The organism is Thalassotalea sp. G20_0 (assembly GCF_017744175.1).
Taxonomy (GTDB): Bacteria; Pseudomonadota; Gammaproteobacteria; order Pseudomonadales; family Endozoicomonadaceae; genus Endozoicomonas.
This window is the reverse complement of sequence record NZ_JAGHQV010000045.1, coordinates 1-21,946: the sequence shown is the minus strand read 5'-3', so window position 1 is coordinate 21,946 and position 21,946 is coordinate 1. Positions and strand designations below refer to the sequence as shown.

Genomic DNA, 21,946 nt, shown 5'->3' with positions numbered 1-21,946 from the left:
AGTGTGGCATACCCGTCCTCATTGCCAATCACAAGCATAGATACGAAAACTGATCAAAATTGATACAGATCATCCCTTTTCTCTATTTTTGATACCTTTTTATTCAGTTAGGTAGTACCACTTATTGCTGATAATTATGGAGAGGCACAGACTAAACCGAGCCAGCCTGCTTTTACCAAGCAAACAGGCTTTCCGATGCAGGCTAATGATTTTCCTCCAGTGCGCAACTATGGCGCTATCCCAGGCCAAGAAATGACAGACCTTACCCAATACCGAATTGAACACGATCTGCTCGGAGAAGCTCCGGTTCCGGAAAATGTTTACTATGGCATCCAGACTCAGCGTGCCGTGGAAAACTTCCAGATCAGTGGTGTTCAGCTTAACCACTACGCCAACCTGCCACGGGCCCTGGCCATGGTTAAGAAAGCCTGTGCATTGGCGAACCGTGATCTGGGCATGCTGGACCAGCAGAAAGCGGAAGCCATTGCTGATGCCTGTGATGAGATCATCGAAGGCCGTCTGCACGATCAGTTTGTTGTTGACATGATTCAGGGCGGTGCGGGTACTTCCACCAACATGAACGCCAACGAAGTCATCTGTAACCGTGCCCTGGAGCTGATGGGACATCGTCGTGGTGAATACCAGTACCTGCACCCGAACACCCACGTCAACATGGCACAATCTACCAACGACGTATACCCGACAGCGATGCGTCTGGCCATGGTGCTCAAGCACAAGTCACTGCTGGTAGCCATCAAGAGCCTGAAAAATGCCTTGGACGTCAAAGCCAACGAGTTCAACGACATTCTGAAGATGGGCCGCACCCAGTTGCAGGACGCGGTTCCTATGACCCTGGGTCAGGAATTCCGTGCCTTCAGCACCACCATCGGTGAAGACGTTCAGCGTATCGGTGAAATGGCCGCGCTGCTGCGTGAAGTGAACCTGGGTGGTACAGCGATCGGTACCGGCATCACTGCTGACAGCCGTTATGCGCCGCTGGCCATCAAATACCTGAGTGAAATCTCTGACCAGGAAATGATTCTGGCTGGCGACCTGGTAGAAGCCACGTCCGATATGGGCGCATTCGTTATTTTCTCCAGCGCCCTGAAACGTCTGGCGGTTAAGCTGTCCAAAATCAGCAACGACCTGCGCCTGCTCTCCAGTGGCCCGCTGTGTGGCTTTAACGAGATCAACCTGCCCGAAATGCAGCCTGGTTCGTCGATCATGCCTGGTAAAGTAAACCCGGTTATCCCGGAAGCCATGAACCAGATCGCGTTCCACGTTATTGGTAACGACATGGTCGTAACCCTGGCTTCTGAGGCCGCGCAGCTGCAGCTGAACTACGCTGAGCCAGTATTGGTTTACAAGATTCTTGAGTCTATCCAGCAGCTGTCTGCCGGCATGAACATGCTGACCGAGAAGTGCATCAAGGGCATTACCGCCAACCGTGACGTGTGCCAGAGCTACGTAGACAACAGTGTTGGTCTGGTTACCGCACTGAACCCATACCTGGGCTACGAAAACTCCAGCCGCATCGCCAAGACTGCACTGAAGAGCGGCCGTCGTGTAGTTGAACTGGTGCTGGAAGAAGGCCTGCTGACCGAAGAGCAGCTAAAAGAGATCCTGAAACCGGAAAACATGATTGCGCCGCTGAATCTGAGCCAGTCAGCTCACTGATGATTTAACACTGACATCAGATGGAAGGCCTGTAGAAGTACAGGCCTTTTGCCTTTTCAATACACCCATCACAAACACCCCGCCTACGCACAAAACCACAACCCAAGCAGTATTATCCCTGATAACAATACAGGAAATATCATCTAATATACTGCGCCTTACTCAGATTGATGTTTGTTTGCGTTACATAACCTGTAAATTTACGCAGTCAACGGAAATACTGGTACGGAACCAGAAAAAATTGATGCCTGCGGGAAGTATTACTCTGCACAAACTGCGAAAATAACTACTGACCTTCAAAAAGAGCTCCAGTGTAAGCCTGCGTTGTTTTTATTTGCCCGGATAAAGCAACAGCATCACACTCTGCTAAACTCTTTGCCGAGAGACGCTAAAACACAGAGCGAATTCCACAACCTTTAAGCAATCTTTTTCAACCTGTGTGACCTCCGGCCAACCTTCCGGTTAACACAGTTGATGCTCAAAGAGTGTTAATTATGGCTTTCCCGCATCACTTCTTTCCAGCCTGATGGCAAAAACACCGAATTATACGGCAAACTTCTCACAGTGGAGTCATTATGCAGCAACAGGACATGAAGCAAGAACCAACCGTATTTATCATCGATGATGACGAGGCTGTGCGTGACTCGCTGAAAATGTTGATGAGGTCAGTAGGTCAGACTGTCGAAGCCTTCTCTTCACCTGCTGAGTTCCTTGAAGTTTACGATGAAAACCGGCCTGGCTGTATTGTGCTGGACATCCGTATGCCCGGCATGAGCGGACTTGAGCTGCAGAGCAAGCTCAACGAGATGCACTGCATTCTGCCCATCATCTTCATCACGGGTCATGGTGATGTGCCTATGGCGGTCCAGGCCATCAAAGATGGCGCAATGAACTTTATCCAGAAACCTTTCCGCGACCAGGAACTGCTGGACCTGATCAACGATGCCCTGAAACTGGATACGCAGCAGAGAAGAGAACTGCTGGAACACAAGGAAATTCTCCGCAGGCTGTCAACCCTGACTGATCGTGAGCGTGAAGTACTGCACCATGTAGTTGAGGGTAAAGCCAACAAGGTCATCGCTGCGGATATCAACCTGAGCCAGCGCACGGTGGAAATCCATCGCTCCCGCGTTATGGAAAAGATGGGTACTAAATCCCTTGCTCACCTGGTGCGTCAGGTCATGCAGGTAAAAGAACATCTGGACGGCGAATTTAACTTCAAAATCTAAGCTGCACCGGCCTGCTCCGCATAGCTCACTCTACGAGATTGCGGAGCCACTCTCGCCTAAGCTGCATCCGCTTTCCTGGATTGGTTAAACAGCCAGCTTGAAGCACTTGTATAAAGTTTCGATACCTTAGCTAATAGAATGAAAAGCAAGTCGTTTACTTCTAAAATGGAATTACCCCAAAGCCATTAAGGGATAGACCAAATAACGACCCATTATAATTTCCGTTTAATTCTAAAAAAAATGGTCTAAACGAATAATATAATAATTGACCGAACGAACAGTCATACACTTAGGTACTCGCCGAATCACGTCAAGTACATCCCTCCATTCAGGATTAAGCCAGCTAAACCTAAACTGAAGTCGTACCATTAGACAATGGCAAGAAGAGACGGTGAAATACCTTCTAAACAATTTCGGTTTAATTTGAATCAGACGGTATTTCATATTTTAAAGGTTGCTTCTTGAGCTGCTGTTAACGGCGGAACAACCTGTATGCGACTTGCATGCCAATTCTGCCCGCACGTTATCGATAAGCAGCAGCTTTTTTGCTTACAGCTGTTTCATTGCAACACGCATTGCAAACGACAGGTTACTTATTACCGCCAGGCTGCCTTTATGAACCTCGCAACCCACTGCTCAGTCTACTTATTGGAACAGGATTCCGGCACTGCCGAGGCTATTCGCAGCCTGTGCCATGAAAAATCCATGGAGCTTATCTGCTTCAGCTCGCATTTTGAACTGTTAAATGCGCTTAAGGCCGATCAGCCATCCTGTATCATTGCAGCCAATGACCAGCCTGATGGCCAGGCCCTGAACCTGATGCAGGACCTGGCCAGTAGTAACCACCAGGTTCCGGTTATCATCCTTGGTCATCATAATGATGTATCCAGCGCTGTTGCCGCCATTAAAGCGGGCGCTGTCGATTATATTGAAAAACCCACCATCTACGGCCGACTGGCAGAACAGCTGAACCTGGTCGTCAAACATTCATTCCAATAAGCTTAAGCACATAAAACCCTATGTGCTTACAGGCTGCTTTATTGGGATGGCCACGCTTTCAATCAACAGGCTTAAAACAGTTACACACTTGATAGCGGGTTAATAAAAGTCCTGATTGGCCAGAGTGTTCTCACGCCCCTGCACATAATCAGACAATTGTGCCAGTATACGCTGTTTTTCCAAATCTTCCCCAGCCACCGCCTGTGCCTCTCTCAATTCGTTCCAGAAATGATCCAGCGTTAATAGTTGATTATTTTCCGGATGTAGCTCCCCCGACAATCGATCCCGGCAATATTGCTTCCAGAGCCCCCGGTCTTCTTTATCCATGGTTTCAAAGTAGTGTCGGCCGCGATAACGAAACAGCATCTCTTCCAGCCGCTTATCGGAAAACGAGAGACCAAGTTCAGGCAACTGTGCAGGGTTGGATGAAACAATCCGGCTCATTTCATTTTTGTCTGCCGGAGAGAAGAAACCACCCGAATAAATCATCTGATCAGGATCCGTGTGCTTTATCGCTGGAGACTCTGAAAACACCGCTCTGAGTTTTGCGGCCAGCCCGTTGTCCGCCAGCAACTGGCTCCGGTGTGTTTCACACCTGGCAAGGTCCAATTCAAGACGATCCTGGTCTTCGGTCCTGAGAACATTCAGGGGAGCAACCGCCGGGCATTTATTAATATGAATGGTCTTTAACGGAATTCGTGCTTCCCCATCGCCTAATTGATCAACGGGTGTAAACAGCCTTCGTCGTATTTCATCCACCGATAAATACAACAAGGGTGCCGGATCCACCGACAGATCATAAACGACAATACCATTACGGTTTACCGGATGATCAATCAGCGGCATCACCACAGCCAGGTTATTGCGCCGTGCTCCAAACATGCCCGAGACATGCACCACCATCTGCTGGCTGACAAGATTTAACAACCCGGCCACTTCACGTTTACCACGATGGGACAGATAGAACTGGAACACCCTGGGTTGCCGTTGGCGAATCAACCTTGCCAGCGCAATAGTGGCACGAACATCCGACAAGGCATCATGAGCTGCACCGTGATCCAGACCGTTCGCCGCAGTAATCTCCTCCAGCCTGAAGCTTTTGCACCCATCCTCACGCAACGGCCATTCAATACCCTCAGGTCTCAAAGCCGCAGTCAATCGGACCAGATCGATCAAATCCCAGCGACTGTTGCCATTCTGCCACTCCCGAGCATAAGGGTCATAAAAATTCCGGTAGAGGATGTTCCGGGTTACCTCATCATCAAAGCGAATAGTGTTATAGCCCAGAGCACAAGTGCCCGGCACCATAAACTCGGTATGAATGCGGCGAATAAATTCCGGCTCCACTGTCCCCTGCTCGTTCACCTTTTGTGGTGTCAAGCCGGTTACCAGACAGGCCATAGGGTTCGGCAGATGGTCTTCCGGCAACTTACAGAAAATATTCAGCGGTTCTCCCACCTCATTCAATTCTGCGTCCGTCCGGATACCCGCAAACTGGGCTGGCCAGTCAAGGGCAGGATCGATACCGAAAGTTTCGTAGTCATGGAAATAAAATGACTGCATGTTAGCCCCTTTCATCATTATTCATAAAATCAGACACAACCGATCCCAACAGAGTTCAGGCTCTCTTTAAACTTCTTCTCTTTACTTTTGGGAATCACGATCTGCTGCTTACCCAACCGCTGACACCACTTGGACAGCACTTTATCGTTGATAATAAACTCGACAATGTCCTGAGTTTTGCAGTTCACGATCAGCGCTTCTTCTTTTATCTCCACGCCCCCGACATTGGCCGCCGCCTGTTTGAGGATACTCTCACAGTCTTCCGGTAAAAAGGGCTGATCATCCCGGGCCTGAAGGAAGGCCTTTAATTCATCGACACTACCGCCAATTTGCAGCGTTTCCATCATCCTTTTACGGGATAACTTCCAGGTATGATCCTTATGATGGTCAGCGTACAGTGACAGGAACCGCTGCTCCCAGGGCGTCGGCTCACGGTCAAAGGCAATGCGCCCTTGTCGTTGAATGGTCAGTGGTGTTTCAGTTGACTCCGTATGATCTGCCTTATAATGGTCAGTCAGACCCAGTGCATACTGGCCCAATGGGGTCAGGCGGAAATATCGCAGACCGTCGTAGCGGCTGAGGCACTCCATATCGCCGTATTGATCATAAAAGCTCTCATCGTCATTAGGGGGAGCCATTACCACATCCACCAGCCCGAGAGTTGCTGCATACTCCAGCAGGAAGCAGCGCAAATAACGGACTTCAAGATAGTCCCAACTCCTGCCATCGATACATCCATCATCCGGGTTGTAGATATAGAGATGGTGCAGTGCTGTTGTCACCTCCAGGTCAGCACCGGTAATGAACATAAAATTGGCAAAGTCGGCAAAGGCAATCCAGGCATTAACTTCACACTCCTTCAGGTAAGCAGTAATGACCTCTCTTCTTTTCAGTACATCGGTAAAATAACGCTTCCCTTTGCCGGTTTGTCCCTTGATGCGATCAATACGACGAAATTCGTCTTCTTTCTTGTTATTCAACCATTGAGCCCACATTTCCCTGATGGTGTCAGCCGGGTTGCGATCTGTTTTTTTGGCCGGAATCAGTGTCGTGCCTGACTGTTTGGTAAATTTGCTGTTGCCCAGTAGTCTCAGCCAGCCGTAAGCCAGCATCGACTCGCAACCTTTCGCATCATCACACTCATCGCCGCTATAGTATTCATGCACGACGGAAGACACTTTTTTCAGAGTCGCCCCTGAGGCAATCCCCGTTTTCTCACTGACCTTGATTTGCTTATCCTGCAATAACAACTGTATTGAATGCAGCTCACTCAGGGCCAGCCGTTCCCGTTCAAACAGAATATGATGGTTGGGCAGAGGCTCTGGCAAGGCGACGGTTGTCAGCGTGTCCGGTTCAGGTTTTGCAACCAGCTGCTTTAGGGAAGCCATGACCGGCTCCGGCATTTTTCGAATGTTGTACCAGTCAGAACCCACAGTGAAGAAAAAGACCATGACAGCGTCTGATGGTTCCTGTCGGTAGTACCAACTGTTGCTTTGTGGTTTATTCGGAAAGTCACCGTATTTCAGTTTGAAGCGGCCCCGATCAATCAATCCGCCATAATTGAACAGCGACTCCTGCAATAAGGCCATCTCAAGTGCTGACAGTTTCCCCAGGTATGTTTTCAGGATCGCCTGGTCTGTCAGACCTTCTGCGATTGAGTTAACCAGCTCGGCTTTGAGGTTTTTTTTCGATTTAACGCCAAAATAGGTCAGATACTTGCTTTTCAGGCTGTCGACCGTGTCGTTGCTGATAGCTCGTTTAAGTTCAGACATAAAATTCGATACACGTTTAAGAAAGGTTGGGTAACCGTAAGGCGGAATATTACAGCAGATACTCAGTGTAGCAAGATCAGGTAAAGTGTACTGGTGCCTACCAATACAAAAACACTCTCGCTCAGCAATAACGTGGCCGATATCAAGTTTGAGAAGGGAAGAGGAGAAAAGACAATGAAAAAGGGAGATATGCGCCACGGCACTTTTGCCCCGGTTTTCAAGGGAAATTACCCGCTGTGCCTGCAGGCGATTGCAGGACTGCGCATCCAGTGGCAATACATGGGAGAAAGCACCATGCCTCCGCTTGGCACCGGACTGTTTATGGCCATAAACGACAACAAACTTCTACAGGATCAGAAGCACTGGGTCCTGGAAAATGCCATTGAGTTTGATAACCATCATTAGCGGGGACTTAAACTCTAAAGAGAGCCCAACAATCAAACAGCCTGAGTGGCAAGTTAAGCTTTGATCCAATGTTGTTCAGGCCTCAGGCTGGATTCCAAAAAGGAACGAAACCATGTTCAATCCGAAGAGTGTTCCGGTCGTAAGAGAATGGACAGCAGGCTCTTGCTGAGCTGGAGAATAATCTGAAAGTGGATCGGGATGGGCGTAGCCTCACAGCTACACTCCTGCCACGACACCCAACTTGCGGCCCCATATTGGGTGTGGTCAGTTATAGAAGTTCAGAGCTGATCCGACAGTCAACGGATCTGCTCCAGTAATGCCGGCTGGCCCCAGCCTGCAAGCTGGGCATTACTCCCCTTAAAGTATTGCTCCCAGAAAGCCCTGATAGGTCTCATTTTATTCTCACTACGATAGGCTTTAGCATATTTTGCTGGCATAAGACCGGCACCTATAATAAAAACCTCCGCATCACCCCAATTGCTCAACAGACCTTCTTTTCTGAATTTAGAGATTTCTGCGTCTGCATCAATTTTCTTTAAAGAACCCGACTGATAAAAGCTGCTGATATCTGAGTTTTCAAGCATATCAGAAAACAGCAGCACCACTTTGCGGGGTGCATTTGAGCGGGAAACGACCGAATCGCCTAAACCACTCAGGTTGCCGACCAGTTCCGTTTTCGGAATATCCATATCTTCGCGGCCAAACGTGACAGCCAGCTTTTGATCAATAGTTTTCCTGACATGAACCTGCTGTTTTTTCATGCAGGCATCAAAACGTTTGAGCAATTTTTTGGAAATATCATAACGGGCTTCAGTACTTAATGGCCTGTCAAGCTGTCCCTTCAGCACGACGTCCGTATAGTTATTGGCAATAAATGCAGAGAATTTGATCAATGTGATTCGATCGCCCGGTTGCAGGAAAGAATGTACCTGACGGTGAACCGAGCGTTTGATCTCTTTATCAGGATTCAGAGTCTGATCAACGATCACAAACAGTTCCCTGGCAGGGGAATCGGGCTGCACCGGACTGGATGCCCCCAATGAGGCATAACAGCTTGGGAAATCATCTCTGACGGTGGCACCAGCCGGGAACGATAACAGGGTTGATGCAGCTAAAGTTAAAGCCGCGACTGCTTTTGACAACGACATCAGATCATTCCCTTTTCCGTCATGTACTGGGCAAGCTCTTCATCAGACATGGCAGCCATTTTCTGCTCTTCTGTCATCGTTTGGGCCTCCTTCTCACGCCTGATGCGTGCCATCCGGGCTTCCAGTGATTCTCCTGTATCAGGGAGCCCAGTGGATTCAACAGAGATAGACTGTACCGGTTGTCCTGATTCACCCTCACTGACAGAGGCGGATGCTGCCACCTGATGCTGGACGTAATTTTGCTCCCTGGTGTAGTGTGTCTTTCGGTGAACATTGTCTTTAGCCGCTTCCATATCCACATAATTAAGGAAGCTGCGATCGGAGTGGTTTGCTATGTGCTGAATTAATGTTCCATTGGCACTGCTGGTCTGGGCGCGTTTCGCCATTTTTTGCTGCAGGCTGGCAAGATGCTTCTGAGCAATTTGCGCAATTACACTGCGCTTGCGGTCATAATACCTTGCAAATTCATCGCGAGTTTTGAACTTGCCAATATAAGCCCTGGCGCTTTTAGACTCTTTACCGGCAAACCCTTTAAAGAAACCAATCAAAACACCCATAATCTGCAGGAAAACAAAAATCACAGCAAGAACAATGAAGGTAACTAATGCTCCTTCCTTCGTATCATCCAGGATTTCCTGCTGCGCCTGTTGATTGGCTTCATTGACAGTTGGTGCCAGGTCTGCCAGAACCGGGTCAGCATATGGGTCTACATATACATCGCCGCCACCTGATTCATTCATCAATACTGCATCTTCTGTCAGTTCAACATTCATCACCGAGTTACGAACATAAGTCGCCCCTACAGCAACCAGCAGCACAAAAACAATGGTACTGATCGTAATCTTATGGGAAGCCGTCACATTGGGATTGGTATCCACCCGATTCAGCAATTGCTGATAGATGGCAGAATCCTCATCTATTTCATTATTTTCAAGCGTCACACCTTTTTGAGGAATCAAACGGCCATCACCATGATCATGCCAGGCACGAATTTTACCAACCAGTCTGTTTTTATGCAGTTCTGCTCCGGTTTCGTGGGTCAGAAATACCAGCAGACAGGAAATAAGAAATGCTATACCAAGAGCTCCATATTGCTGCATAGCCTCACTGGCACCGGGAATAGTGTAACCTGCCAGTACGAACGAAAAACCCATCGCCTCCACAAAGACCATTGCGGCTATAAGTATCCACCCTAGAAAGTGCAGATTGTCCCGCCCGGTTTCCTGAGCCTTATTCAGATAACTAGTGCACTTGTCGTAAAATGCAGCGTCTTTATTAACAGACTGATAATGGGGAAGGAAATTGGCGCAGAGCGTCTTTTCGCTGTGCATCCACTGGTTATTATCAATATTGTCAATATCCTTCGACAGACTTGCAATTTTACCAACCACCGGCATGGCACTCCAGACCCTTAACCAGTAAAAGCGCACTTCCTCCCACCAGACTTTCAAAAAAATGGCCAATAAAGCCATGGAAACTATGATCAATGTCAGAGCCTGATACTTTTGAAGAATGTCTGCAAAATCCATAAAACGTCGTTCCTTTGGTTCCCTTTACTTTTTATTCTCGCCACAAAAGGCAGCGCAGAAAGCACTCTGCGCTACCGATTTTTTGTATACGAGCGTTTACAACTTGACAGGTTGAAACTCTGCTACATAGGTTCCATCAGCCTGGTAAAACAATGCTCCCGCAGTTGCCTTACCGCCACCATCTTTTGGATAAACCAGGTCAATACAGCCGACGGGAGCCGCCTTGTTCACGGTAAAAATACGATACAGGAAAGAGTCCTTACCTTCATAGGTATTGACTACCGTTTGATATTTTTCCAAACCATCAGGGGTTTTCAGGCTTATATTCGGATTTGATGTAGCCTCATAACTGTTTTTCAGGACTGCCACAGGAGACAAGCCGACAGTATGGTTATTGATCTTGGCATAGAGTGCACTTTTGGCAAGACCGGGTACATAATCTCTGATTTTGTATTGATCAGAGTTGAGTTGCTCACCATTAGCGGTTTTTATTCCTCCCGATACCCTTGGCGCATCAACATAACAGGCTATTGGGGTAATATAATCCTCGTTTGCATAGGTCTTGCTGAAAATACTTGGCACAGAGCGTTCAGGAGCACCAATAGCAGTATAAAAATCCATATTCGCTGAAGCGACCGGCTTGCCACCAAAATCCATGATTGGGGCTTTTGCCCTGGCTGCAGCCGTCTTGTCTACCGGTGTTGATTTTACCGATTTACTGCCATCTGCAAAGCGCAGGTTATCCTTGCTGATAGTTCTGGCAATATTATAAGCGACCAGCGACGCCTCGCTGTCTGCCTCAACAATTTCAACCCTTCTGTTTTTCTGACGTCCATTGCTTGAATCATTGGCTACAGCAGGACGACTTTCCCCTACTCCCTGATAATAGATATCCTGTTCAGGAATTCCCGCCTCTATAAATAATTGCGCTACCGATCTGGCACGTTTTTCTGAAAGGCGCTGATTCAGCTCTGCAGAACCAGAGCTATCAGTATGACCGATTATCTGAATTTTCTTATTCTCGGAGATGTAGCCCTGGGCCACAGCCAGCAATTTATCTTTGGATTTCGGGTTAAGTTTACTGGACCCGGTAGCAAACATGCCGTTGTCCTGAACGGTCACACTCATTGCGTTATCTTCTTTTTGTGTCGTCTGACTTTCAGATACAACGTAACGCTGGTTATTGGTGTTCAGGGTTTTGACTTCAATATTAATATCGTGCTTTTCTGCCGCTGCTGCCAGTACTTGCTGTCGGTAGTCCCACACTTTGCCCAGCGCGGCACCAGCCAAAGCACCGCCAGCCGCACAAAGCAAAACATTGTCCGATCCATTTAGCTTACAAGCTGCGGCTCCTGCAATTGCCCCGACTGCAGCACCGGTAACCACAGGGGCATGATCTTTTACAAACTGACTGGTGGAATCAACGGCACTCTGCATGGTTGCACATCCTGATAAAGCAACCGTGCATGCAAAAACGATAGGCTTCATGCCCCAGAAAACATTTTGAGATGTCATTATTAGAATAATCCGTATATTATTTTTAACGGGCAATCACTGCTCGACTTATCCCAAAAATATTACCTATATTTTTCAAATGCTTCAAAGAAAAGTTACACTTACTTGATTAATCACTGAGATTAATTTGGTCAGTTGACTTAGAAATGCAGTAGCCGTGAGATTTCTCTGGACTATTGCATTTATAAGCTGTCGTCTTTCCAGGAAATACTAACCTGACCTCGTGTAAGTTCTAAAAGCTGAGAAGACAGTTGCAAAGCATGATCTCCAGCCACTGCAACGGTTATCATTACTTGTTCACCATAATGACACTCAATAAGCTTTGCACTGAACCGCTCCAGGTAATGTCGAACTGACTGCTCTTGGGAATAGTCGCAACGAATAATGCCCTCTTGCAAAGCAATCCGCTTTTGTAGCGTTAGCTGCTCACAGGCAGTCTGCACCGCAGAGCTGTAGGCCCTTACCAAACCGCCAGTGCCCAAGCGTATGCCACCGAAGTAACGAACTACAACCGTAACAACCTCACCAATGCCTTTATGCATTAATACATTAAGCATGGGTTTTCCGGCAGTCCCCGATGGCTCTCCGTCGTCATCATAGGCAATAGCGGCTCCCCCCTGCGGAGAACCGGCAACAAAAGCGGTGCAGTGATGAGTGGCATCCGGATACTTTTGTCGAATAGATTGAATAAAAGCAATAGCATCTGCACGGGTCAGTGCAGGGGCAATCCAGGTAATGAATCGACTTTTCTTGACCTCTGTTTCAACAGTAATGGTTTGTGCAGGGACAAAATAATCAGCAGGTATAAAGGGCAAGTTTCACTAAAAGATTAACCGGTTGTCAGAGATAGATGACCACCAGAAAGGAGCAATATTATCCCATTCCGGGGATGAAAACGATGTGTTTGATTGACTAGACCTCCCGATATTTTTGAGCCATGAAGGCAATCACTCAGTCAATGGGTAGGAAAAGTTTTTCTGGTTACCAGAGTAACGCACCACCACACCCACAACATCTCCAATACGCTTATGCTGAAGTACATTCAACATCGGGCGGCCTGCAGTACCAGAAGGCTCGCCATCGTCGTCAAACCCAACCACAGCGCCGCCATCCGGTGCTCCTGCAACGAAGGCTGAACAGTGATGCGTGGCATCCGGGTATTCGATACGCTTTTCTTCAACAAACGCCAAGGCTTCCTGCCAGGAGTGGGCCGGAGAAATGCAGGTAATAAATCGGCTTTTTTTGACTTAGGTTTCAACCGTTATAACTTGGGCAGGGACAACGTAATCAGCAGACATGACGACCTGAGACAGCAATCGATCGGTAACGTAAGATTCTACCTGTAAACGTCAGTCTGTGACTTCGTCAAAGGTAAAGTAACTTTTCAATGTTTCAACCAGATCGATAATATCATGACCCGCATTGACAATACTGTAGCCAGAGTCAAAATATTCCGGCCCAACATCAGGCTTGCACCAGTGGCACCGTGAATCAAAATCAAGATACCGCTCCCCCATCTCATCATCGGGAAGAATAATACGCATATTATAAACAGCGCCAATCAACACAGGGACAGAGCTGATCAGCATTAAGCCATTACAACTGATGTTCCCGATACTCCCCATAACTCGCATGGTGTTGCGGTTATAAATTTTCAGATAATCCTGCAACTGATGACGCTTAATCGAGCGGCGTTCCTTGCCACTGGGTGTTAACGACATATATCACGCCTTGTTTGTTTAAATATGAAAACCAGACACCATCATCTGAATACTTGTAATACCGAAATCAAATAGCGCAACTCGAATCTAATCAAACGTTCCCTTAAAGAAATAGATTTCGTCATTATCAAATGTTCATTGCAACTTGATTGTTTTTCTTCTATCGATTGCATCCTGGGTACGCCCAGCATCTTTTATCAGTGTTTTTCTATATTTTTTATTAGCGGCCAACAGCTCGCCCTGAATCCGTCCCAGACAATTCGTCAATTGAACACCTCCCCCTATGCTTAATTCTGCCCTGGCCATTTGTTTGGCATTATCTTCTTTTCTCATATCTTCAAGAGCAACAAGCTGGTTCTTTGATCGATCATCTAATTTTGGAACAGGGGCTTGCCAGTTCCATTTTCCGGTTGGTAATCCGGATTTTTGTGTCAACATGATTTCTGTAGGATGTAGACCATTTTTCGCTGGATAGAGATATTTTTTTCTTTCGCCTACGCTTCTGAATTTTTCCTTAAGCCCCGGCATTCTTTCTCCCAGGAATCCACACAACTTTCCGAAATTATTATTATTATTCTTATCCGAAGCAAATGTAACTGCAGATAATGCTTTGGCCAGTTCATGATAAAATACCTCTACGACACTGCCCTGCTCCCGGCAAAACTCTGTGAGTGTGGCTAAATCTCCACGCTCTTGCACTGCCCGGAGCTTATCATCCAGCTCTTGTTTGGCTGCGGTGACTCTACCCCATCCTGAAGTGGCCACAAGTCCGATATCTTTATTCCCTTTATTTCCAATGGGCTTACCATTATTGCAAAGACTATTGATTTCTGAATATAAATGATCAGCCTCTGCCCACAATTGGCCGCAATGTTCTTTGAGTTCCTGTGGAATGTTATGTATCATTGCCTGAGAATCTGACCTGATTCCCCTTGCCTGTAATTTAGCAATACATTCTTTAATTGCATCATCCATATACTCGCTTTTGGCAACGGCCTCAAGGGATTCGTCTTTATTAAAGCTATCAAAGCTCTCCCTTTCTATTTTCTGTAACTCTTTATGAACTTCACTTCTCAACTGACCTTCAAATTCCTTAACATACACTTGATGGTTATATTCACCCGCACTTCCCACCGGAGTGATGACCTGGCCAAGCTCAACCTTATCAAGCACCTTTTTAGCCCTGTCACCGCGCCAGGTATGAGCATTGGATAAAATCTCATCAACATCTGCGCGCTTACTCCCTCGCTCAAAGCTTGTCTCACAGGCTTTTACAAACGATGAATCTTCACGAAGTGCCATCATGGTAGCTATGGTTTCCTGAGACTGATTCTCCCCATACCACTGGGCTCTTTTGAAATCCGCCAGAGCGGTTTTCACCGAATGGGGAAAGACATTGCACTCCCAGGATTTGATAAAGGTTCCCAGATCACGTTCAAGGTTAGTGTCATATTGGCCTTCCTCATCCGGAGGCGAAACATGCAGTTTGGCATGGATCACTCGTAACTGCTCAGGACTCACCTTATTGTCTAACCCGGCCAGCAGTTTTGCCATCGCTTCCTGAGCGCGCTCATCGGCTCGATCACAGGCACTGGTCAGTTCTTTCTGCTTCTCACGGTACTCGTGGCTCACGCTGCCATTGGGTGGCAAGAATTTCGTATTAAGCACCATAAAGAATTCCTGCCCCCCTTTTAAATTTAAAGGGCTCGACATGCGCGAGAAACGACCAAACTCCTGAGTCATTACATTGCCGCGCCTGTTGTCATCTTCAAGCATACCAAGGTGGATACCGACACTTGTGGAACTTTGAGGACAATCCGTTCCGGTACCCTGCGTCTTGTCAAGGCGAACGTCGTAATCCTCAGGGTTCTTTCGAATCAACGCCTCCAATTCCGGTGAAACCACGGCGTCCGATTGCTGGAATTTTTCCTGTTTCGGATGGTACAAACAGAGCTGTTTCTGTTCGTTGTAGTACAAAAGCCCCCGAACCTTGCCTCCTCGTGCTTCTTTCAGAAATTCATAATCCTTCTTAACGTGCATGAACCGGTCTTCACCATTATGGTTACCATCAAACAGAATGATCTGTTTATCCTTACCGGAACGCTCCATCACCTGCCTGAGAACGTTAATTCTATTCTCCGGGTCGGATGTATCACCGGACAAGACAGGCGTGGTTTTCGATAGCCAGTTGAAGAGTCTGGCTTGGGTTGTCATGGCGTTCGATTCACATTTTTTCGCTGCCTCTTGAACGGTGGCCGATTTCGTCAACCCAGCCATGGTAAAACCGGTTCCCATGGTGGCTGACAGACAGACTTTATTCTTACTGCCGCTCAAAAAGGCTGCCAGCAATTCGGCCACTTCGCGTTCATTTATCGGTTCCGTCCCGAGCACGCTTTGCGCGCGGCTCGTATCTGCGGCCTGCTCCTTAAACTCATCACTACTGCTGGGTGTGGATAACCGGTCATACTCATCAACAACCTTCAGCCCGTCGTATTGCAATGCATCCAAAATGTCGTCTAATAAGCGAATCTCTTTTTGCAACGTAGCCGGGGTTTCTTTACAGTGAGCCTGGTAGTCTGCCGCATCAATGGTTTTCAGTCGGTCCCTGAGCGTCATTAATAGCAGGACATCCTTTGTGGAGATACCCAGCGGCGCTTTCGCACTCACCTGTGCTTTAATATCCTCCAACACCGCCGGTGACCACCATTTCTCGGGAGCGCCGGACTTGGGCACAAAATCTTTAAAAAGATCCAGTCTGCGGTAGGTTACGCCGGAATCAGCAAAATAACCTGTCAGGGAGTGGTCCAGTTCAGCCTGGTTATTGGCTGGCGCAATGATCCGAACAGGGTGATCTTTCCTGCAGGCCTGATCGGCAACCAGGGGAATAATTGTTTTACTTTTACCGTAACCGGTACCCAGCTGGAACACCAATGTATTACCTTTTGACGTCCTGCCTTTCCCCATGTTCTGCACAAATTTAAATGCTTTTTCAGCCATCTTTGGCTGATCGCCACGCAGGACCAGCCCGCCTTGCTCAAATGAAATCATGGCCCGGCTTTGTTCATCCAGACCACGACGGTAGTGAGACTCAATTCGCTCACTGGCTTCTTTCTGCGCACCAGCCAGTAGCGCCATATCCAGATTCAATGCCTGACAGGCACCTTTAAACTCATCATCAGGCATCTGCTGACTGCCAAAGCGCTCACTCCTGACCACCGCCAGTTTGTCTTTCAGAGCGTCCATACGCCGCCCCATGCTGCGACAGAAATCGCGCTCATTCTTCACCAGCATCAGTTGTACCAGGTCATCACAGAATGTGCCACGATTTACCCCGACCGACTCAGGCAGATGCCCGTTCTTAAACTGATTAATCGCAAAATCGACCAGTTCATCATCCCGGTAAAAATCGAGCTCTTTATCTTTATCTTTATTTTTATCTCTAATAGCAGTACCCAGCTTTCTGGTTAGATAGTCCACGCCCTCGCTCAATCGCAGCTGCCGGTCCCGATTCACTTTGACCACCTTGTCAAAGTTCGATGCAACCTCATGGATTGAGCCCTTTGACCATTCCGGTGCATCCGGTTTAATTTCACAACCGGCAAATACCGACATGTTATGAAAAGCCCCCGCTTTGAACACCTTGAGGTTTTTCTCACCGAGTTCAATCAGCTCATTACTGCCAAATTTCTTCCGGCACTGCTCATAATAGCCTTTGCCAACCTGATCAAAACTGGTATCTGGTGAGAGGTTTTGATAGCGCTGATCCGCTGATTTCAAGCTGGCATTTTCCAGATGAGTCCCTACCTTCTTTTTATTTTCTTTTTTATTCTGAAGATCGGTGTATTGACTCTTCCTTACCTTCCGACCCGCCAGAAGATCACTTTGATCCTCGGTGCCAATCAATTCCCGCAGAGCCCCATCACTGGATCGTTTTTCCACGTCAATGCGGGTTTGGTGATATAGCGAAGCCAGCTTTTTCTGTGCATTCTTTGTTTGATTCCACTTGTCGCGGACCGACTGTACGCCACCTCTGAGCGCTCTGGCTTTGGCCTTGGCGACCTCATCTGGCTTTATATTGAAGGAGGCCTGACCAGGGCCTTTTGCTGCCCGCAGCAAAAACTCGGCATCGACCAATTCATCGTCACTGGTAGCATCTATTGACCTGGGCTTTAACTCTCCTTTGCCATCCGGCTCATACAAGAAATACCGGGGCTCCTGTGCCGTAGTCTGCAGAACCAGAATACCTGGCTTGCCATCATCTGCTCTCACTGGCAACCAGTTGTCGGCAAAGGGAATATTGCTTTTCGGGTACTCGTAGAGAAAGCGGGGATGTAATGTATAATGTTTGTTGCCCAGCATACCATGCCAGTCGCCAGCCCGGTTTTTTTCAAAGACAATGCCTTCCGGTTTGCCGCCATCGATCGCTATACTTTCTGCCCCTTCATCCGCTTTTCGATAGTTGGCATTGGGAACACCAGCAAAAAACTCACTCAGAGGGCCTTTACCTCTGCCAAGCCTGGTGACTGTAAAAGATCCTTCCGTGGTCGCTGCACCATCTTTTAAGGCTTCATAATCGAAAATGCTTTTCTGGTGAAATGCCTCCATAAACTCCAGTTTCTGGCCAGTTGTTTCCGGAAAATCCCTGGCATTGTCCAGCTTTTCCCGTAAACCATCACAACGTTCTTTCAGTTTCTTATATCTGGGCTGACCATTTTTTGCAGTTAATTGGCCTTTGTGCTGATTAACTGACTCAGCAGCCAGTTTGGAATTGGGCTTTTTCAGGTCACTCTGGCAGGCTTCCAGAACAGCGAACTTACCCGGCATAGGATGCAGGTTGAATTGATCGCGAATATCCAACAACCCTTTTGTCAATGCAGCATCCAAGTCCTCTGCCTTTTCCACGGCGGTATTTGTAATGCCTTCCTGCTTTGCCTTCAGGCTGTTCAACAGCGCCAGCAACCTCGGCCTGATGCGGGCATCCTCTATCAGCCTGGCGGCCTGTTTTTCACTGGCTGACGTACTTGTATCTGAAACCTCAGCGTCGGTTTGCGGGTCACCAAATACCTTACCCAGTTCTGCCTCCTGTTGCCGGATAGCTTCCTGGGCAAATTGCTCACCTCTGATACTCAATTTTCCCTGATGAACACGGGCGGGAATTCTCTGTGGGTCGAGCTGCTGTAACCTCTGGGCATACTGCATATAAAGCTTCTGAAGCTCCAAATGACGCCCTTCACCACCGGGAACTTTAGCAACCTCTGCGTTACATCTTCTGACCAACTCCCTGGATACCCGATCAATGGTTTGACCCGCCAGGTAACTGCACGCTTCTCCATTATTAGATGCAAATACACTGGCCAGGTCTGGTAACACCTTTTCCATATAGTCATTAGTGTTGGGATAGTTAGTGCTGGTCTTATCAAGATCTGCAAGCCACTTTTGGACTGCTGGTCCCATTATTGCCCGGTTAGATTCATCAATACTGTCTTTTTGCTGCTGCAGACTTTCTTTGATTCTGCTCGCTCTATCTTCAAGTGCTTTACACTCTTTAGGGCGATTGCCATATTTATGATTAAAATCCTTAACGGTCTGATCTATATCTTTCCCCAAGGTTTGAATTTGCCCGGCAATCGCATTTCGCAAACGGGTATTGCTTGGCTCAAGCTTTCTATCCTCTCCCTCCAGCCAGGTAATCTCTTTCTTTGCTATCTCTGCGTCCTTCCAGTTATTAAACTGCTCCACTTTAGCAGCCATACTGTTTACCGCTTTTTGCAGGGCAACTGTGTTCTGATGAACCCCGGAAAGTTGAACCGCTTCCTGGTTAACGGGAACATTGTTTAAATACTGCTCCAATTCCCCGAGTTCCTGATCCGGTGCAGTTGGCGAAGTCACCTCTGGAAGTTCTGCTGGTGTTCGACTGCTGCTTTCTTCAGTCACCTCAGAAGTGTTACTGGTTGGGTCTACAGTAACCTGTGAGGCCTGATTACTTCTGTCAGTAACCTCCGATGATACGGGTGCTGGTGTGTTGTCACCGTTCGCTCCTGAGGCCACTGTCATTAGACTGCTTTTGTCGTCAATAATCTCAGGAATCGGACTGGTTCCACGACTGGCGCTCTCGGTTTTCGCAGTGGTTGAGGCATCAGCAAACTGTCGAGGTGGACTGTTTTCGTCGTCTTCTCCTTTCGCTACGGGTATTGGGCCGGTTCCAGTTTCTGTGTCCACTGGAGAGGAAGGAGGAGTAACAGGGTGCGCCCCATCCACTGATTCCTCAGCTTCACCCCCAACCGGACTTTGCCTGACTCCCATCTCATCAGGCATCTTACTGATTGAGTCATCAGTAGCCGGTGAGGTCTGACTACCGGTAGCGGTCATCTCTGAAGCTGAAAGCTTCGGACTGGTTTCAACCCCTTTGTCAACCGCAGATGGAGGAGGAGTATCACCTGACTTCTCAGCTTCATTCTTGACTATAGCTTTGTTGTCTTCAGCACCCTCAGGAGTCGGTCTGGTTGGGATATCAACTTCCTCAGAAATCGGACTGGTTCCCCGACTGGAGGTTTCGGGTATCGCACTGGTTGAGGCATCAGTAAACTGTTGAGGTGGACTGTTTTTGTCGTCTTCCCCTTTCGCTACGGGTATTGGGCCGGTTCCAGTTTCTGTGTCCACTGGAGAGGAAGGAGGAGTGACAGGGCGCGCCCCACCAACCGATTCCTCAGCTTCACCCCCAACCGGACTTTGCCTGACTCCCATCTCTTCAGGCATCTTACTGATTGAGTCATCAGTAGCCGGTGAGGTCTGACTACCTGTACTGGACGCCCCGAGTGCTTCTGGACTGGTTTCAGTTCCTTGATCAACTAAAGATGCTGGAGAAGCAATGTCAGAACCCTCACCTGATTCCTCAGCTTCATACCCAATCGGACTGTTTCCAGCCTCTTTAGGCATTGACCCGGGTAAGCCATCAGGAACCGGTAAGCTCTGAGTACCTGTAGTAGATGCACGCCGCGCTAAGGATGTTGAGCTGGTTCCAGTTCCCTGGTCCACTGAAGATGAAAGAGAAGCAACGTCAGAACTCTCACCTGACTCCTTGGCTTCATCCCCAACCGGACTTGTTCCAGTCCCTTTAGGCATGGGCTTGAGCGACTCAGGAACCAATGTGGTCTGACTGCCTGTAATGAATGCCCCCGGTGCTTCAGACGTTGGACTGGTTTTAGTTCCCTGGTCAACGGGAGATAAGAAAGATGTAACGTCAGAACCATCACCTGATTTTCCAGCTTCATCCCCAACCGGACTTGTTCCAATCTCTTCAGGCATCGGCCCAGGTGAATCAGTAACCGAAGAGGTCTGACTGCCTGTACTGGACGCCCCAAGTGTTTCTGGACTGGTTTCAGTTCCTTGATCAACTAAAGATGCTGGAGAAGTAGCATCAGTATCATCACCTGGTCCTTTAGCTTCACCCAAAACCAGACTGTTTTCAGTCCCTTCAGGCATTGACCCGGGTGAGCCATCAGGAACCGGTAAGGTCTGAGTGCCTGTAGTGGACGCACGCCGCGCTAAGGATGTTGAACCGGTTTCAGTCCCCTGGTCCACTGAAGATGAAAGAGAAGCAACGTCAGAACTCTCACCTGATTCCTTGGCTTCATCCCCAACCGGACTTGTTCCAGTCCCTTTAGGCATCGGCTTGAGGAACTCAGGAACCGATGTAGTCTGACTACCTGTAATGAACGCCCCCGTTGCTTCGGACGTTGGACTGGTTTTAGTTCCCAGGTCAACGGGAGATAAGAGAGAGGCAACGTCAGAACCATCACCTGATTTTCCAGCTTCATTTCCCACCGGACTTGTTCCAATCTCTTCAGGCATCGGCCCGGGTGAATCAGTAACCGATAAGGTCTGACTGCCTGTACTGGACGCCCCGAGTGTTTCTGGACTGGTTTCAGTTCCTTGATCAACTAAAGATGCTGAAGAAGCAATGTCAGAACCCTCACCTGATTCCTCAGCTTCATACCCAACCGGACTGATTCCAGTCTCTTCAGGCATTGACCCGGGTGAGCCATCAGGAACCGGTAAGGTCTGAGTACCAGAAGTGGACGCACTCCGCGCTATGGATGTTGAGCTGGTTCCAGTTCCCTGGTCAACTGAGGATGAAAGAGAGGCAACGTCAGAACTCTCACCTGATTCCTTGGCTTCATCCCCAACCGGACTTGTTCCAGTCCCTTTAAGCATCGGCTTGAGGGACTCAGGAACCGATGTGGTCTGACTACCTGTAATGAACGCCCCGAGTGTTTCTGGACTGGTTTCAGTTCCTTGATCAACTAAAGATGAGGGATAAGTAGCGTCAGAACCATCACCTGATTCTTTAGCTTCATCTACAACCGTACTGTTTCCAGTCTCTTCAGG

General features: G+C 48.2%; 12 protein-coding genes and 1 pseudogene. 4 read left to right on the top strand and 9 right to left on the bottom strand.

The window, feature by feature from the left end:
• Positions 1-252: 252 nt before the first annotated feature.
• The 3 genes from aspA to J7438_RS20375 all read left to right on the top strand — a co-directional run bounded on the left by aspA (position 253) and on the right by J7438_RS20375 (position 3,905).
• Positions 253-1,677 (top strand): aspartate ammonia-lyase, encoded by a 1,425-nt coding sequence (gene aspA, locus J7438_RS20385; RefSeq protein ID WP_209203015.1) that lies wholly within the window; start codon positions 253-255, stop codon positions 1,675-1,677.
• A gap of 590 nt (positions 1,678-2,267) precedes the next feature.
• Positions 2,268-2,906: a response regulator transcription factor gene (locus J7438_RS20380; protein WP_209277995.1), complete on the top strand. Its 639-nt coding sequence runs from the start codon at positions 2,268-2,270 to the stop codon at positions 2,904-2,906.
• A gap of 615 nt (positions 2,907-3,521) precedes the next feature.
• The gene (locus J7438_RS20375) at positions 3,522-3,905 is read left to right on the top strand and encodes a response regulator (protein ID WP_209203016.1); all 384 of its coding nucleotides are present in this window, start codon (positions 3,522-3,524) and stop codon (positions 3,903-3,905) included.
• 99 nt (positions 3,906-4,004) lie between these two features.
• Here the strand turns inward: J7438_RS20375 and sbcB are convergent, their stop codons facing one another.
• The gene (gene sbcB / locus J7438_RS20370) at positions 4,005-5,468 is read right to left on the bottom strand and encodes an exodeoxyribonuclease I (protein ID WP_209277994.1); all 1,464 of its coding nucleotides are present in this window, start codon (positions 5,466-5,468) and stop codon (positions 4,005-4,007) included.
• Positions 5,469-5,497: 29 nt separating this feature from the next.
• Entirely contained in the window at positions 5,498-7,240 is a 1,743-nt protein-coding gene (locus J7438_RS20365; RefSeq protein WP_209277993.1) for a hypothetical protein, read from the bottom strand.
• 93 nt (positions 7,241-7,333) lie between these two features.
• Here J7438_RS20365 and J7438_RS20360 point away from each other — a divergent pair, with 93 nt between their 5' ends.
• The gene (locus J7438_RS20360) at positions 7,334-7,645 is read left to right on the top strand and encodes a hypothetical protein (RefSeq protein WP_209277992.1); all 312 of its coding nucleotides are present in this window, start codon (positions 7,334-7,336) and stop codon (positions 7,643-7,645) included.
• 296 nt (positions 7,646-7,941) lie between these two features.
• Here the strand turns inward: J7438_RS20360 and J7438_RS20355 are convergent, their stop codons facing one another.
• The 7 genes and pseudogenes from J7438_RS20355 to J7438_RS20325 form a co-directional block, all read right to left on the bottom strand.
• Positions 7,942-8,793 carry a hypothetical protein gene (locus J7438_RS20355; protein WP_209277991.1) on the bottom strand — a complete coding sequence of 284 codons (852 nt, stop codon included), beginning with the start codon at positions 8,791-8,793 and terminating at the stop codon, positions 7,942-7,944.
• Complete coding sequence (locus tag J7438_RS20350) at positions 8,793-10,322, bottom strand: hypothetical protein (protein ID WP_209277990.1); 1,530 nt, start codon at positions 10,320-10,322, stop codon at positions 8,793-8,795. The genes J7438_RS20355 and J7438_RS20350 overlap by 1 nt, the downstream gene beginning before the upstream one ends.
• A gap of 96 nt (positions 10,323-10,418) precedes the next feature.
• Entirely contained in the window at positions 10,419-11,759 is a 1,341-nt protein-coding gene (locus J7438_RS20345) for an OmpA family protein (RefSeq protein WP_209277989.1), read from the bottom strand.
• A 260-nt stretch (positions 11,760-12,019) separates the two neighbouring features.
• The gene (locus tag J7438_RS20340; RefSeq protein WP_209277988.1) at positions 12,020-12,652 is read right to left on the bottom strand and encodes a YigZ family protein; all 633 of its coding nucleotides are present in this window, start codon (positions 12,650-12,652) and stop codon (positions 12,020-12,022) included.
• 132 nt (positions 12,653-12,784) lie between these two features.
• Positions 12,785-13,069: pseudogene (locus J7438_RS20335) on the bottom strand (YigZ family protein); the annotation flags it as partial.
• A gap of 117 nt (positions 13,070-13,186) precedes the next feature.
• Complete coding sequence (locus J7438_RS20330) at positions 13,187-13,558, bottom strand: PilZ domain-containing protein (RefSeq protein WP_101747812.1); 372 nt, start codon at positions 13,556-13,558, stop codon at positions 13,187-13,189.
• Between the two features lie 135 nt (positions 13,559-13,693).
• Positions 13,694-21,772 carry a hypothetical protein gene (locus J7438_RS20325; protein ID WP_209277987.1) on the bottom strand — a complete coding sequence of 2,693 codons (8,079 nt, stop codon included), beginning with the start codon at positions 21,770-21,772 and terminating at the stop codon, positions 13,694-13,696.
• Positions 21,773-21,946: the final 174 nt, after the last annotated feature.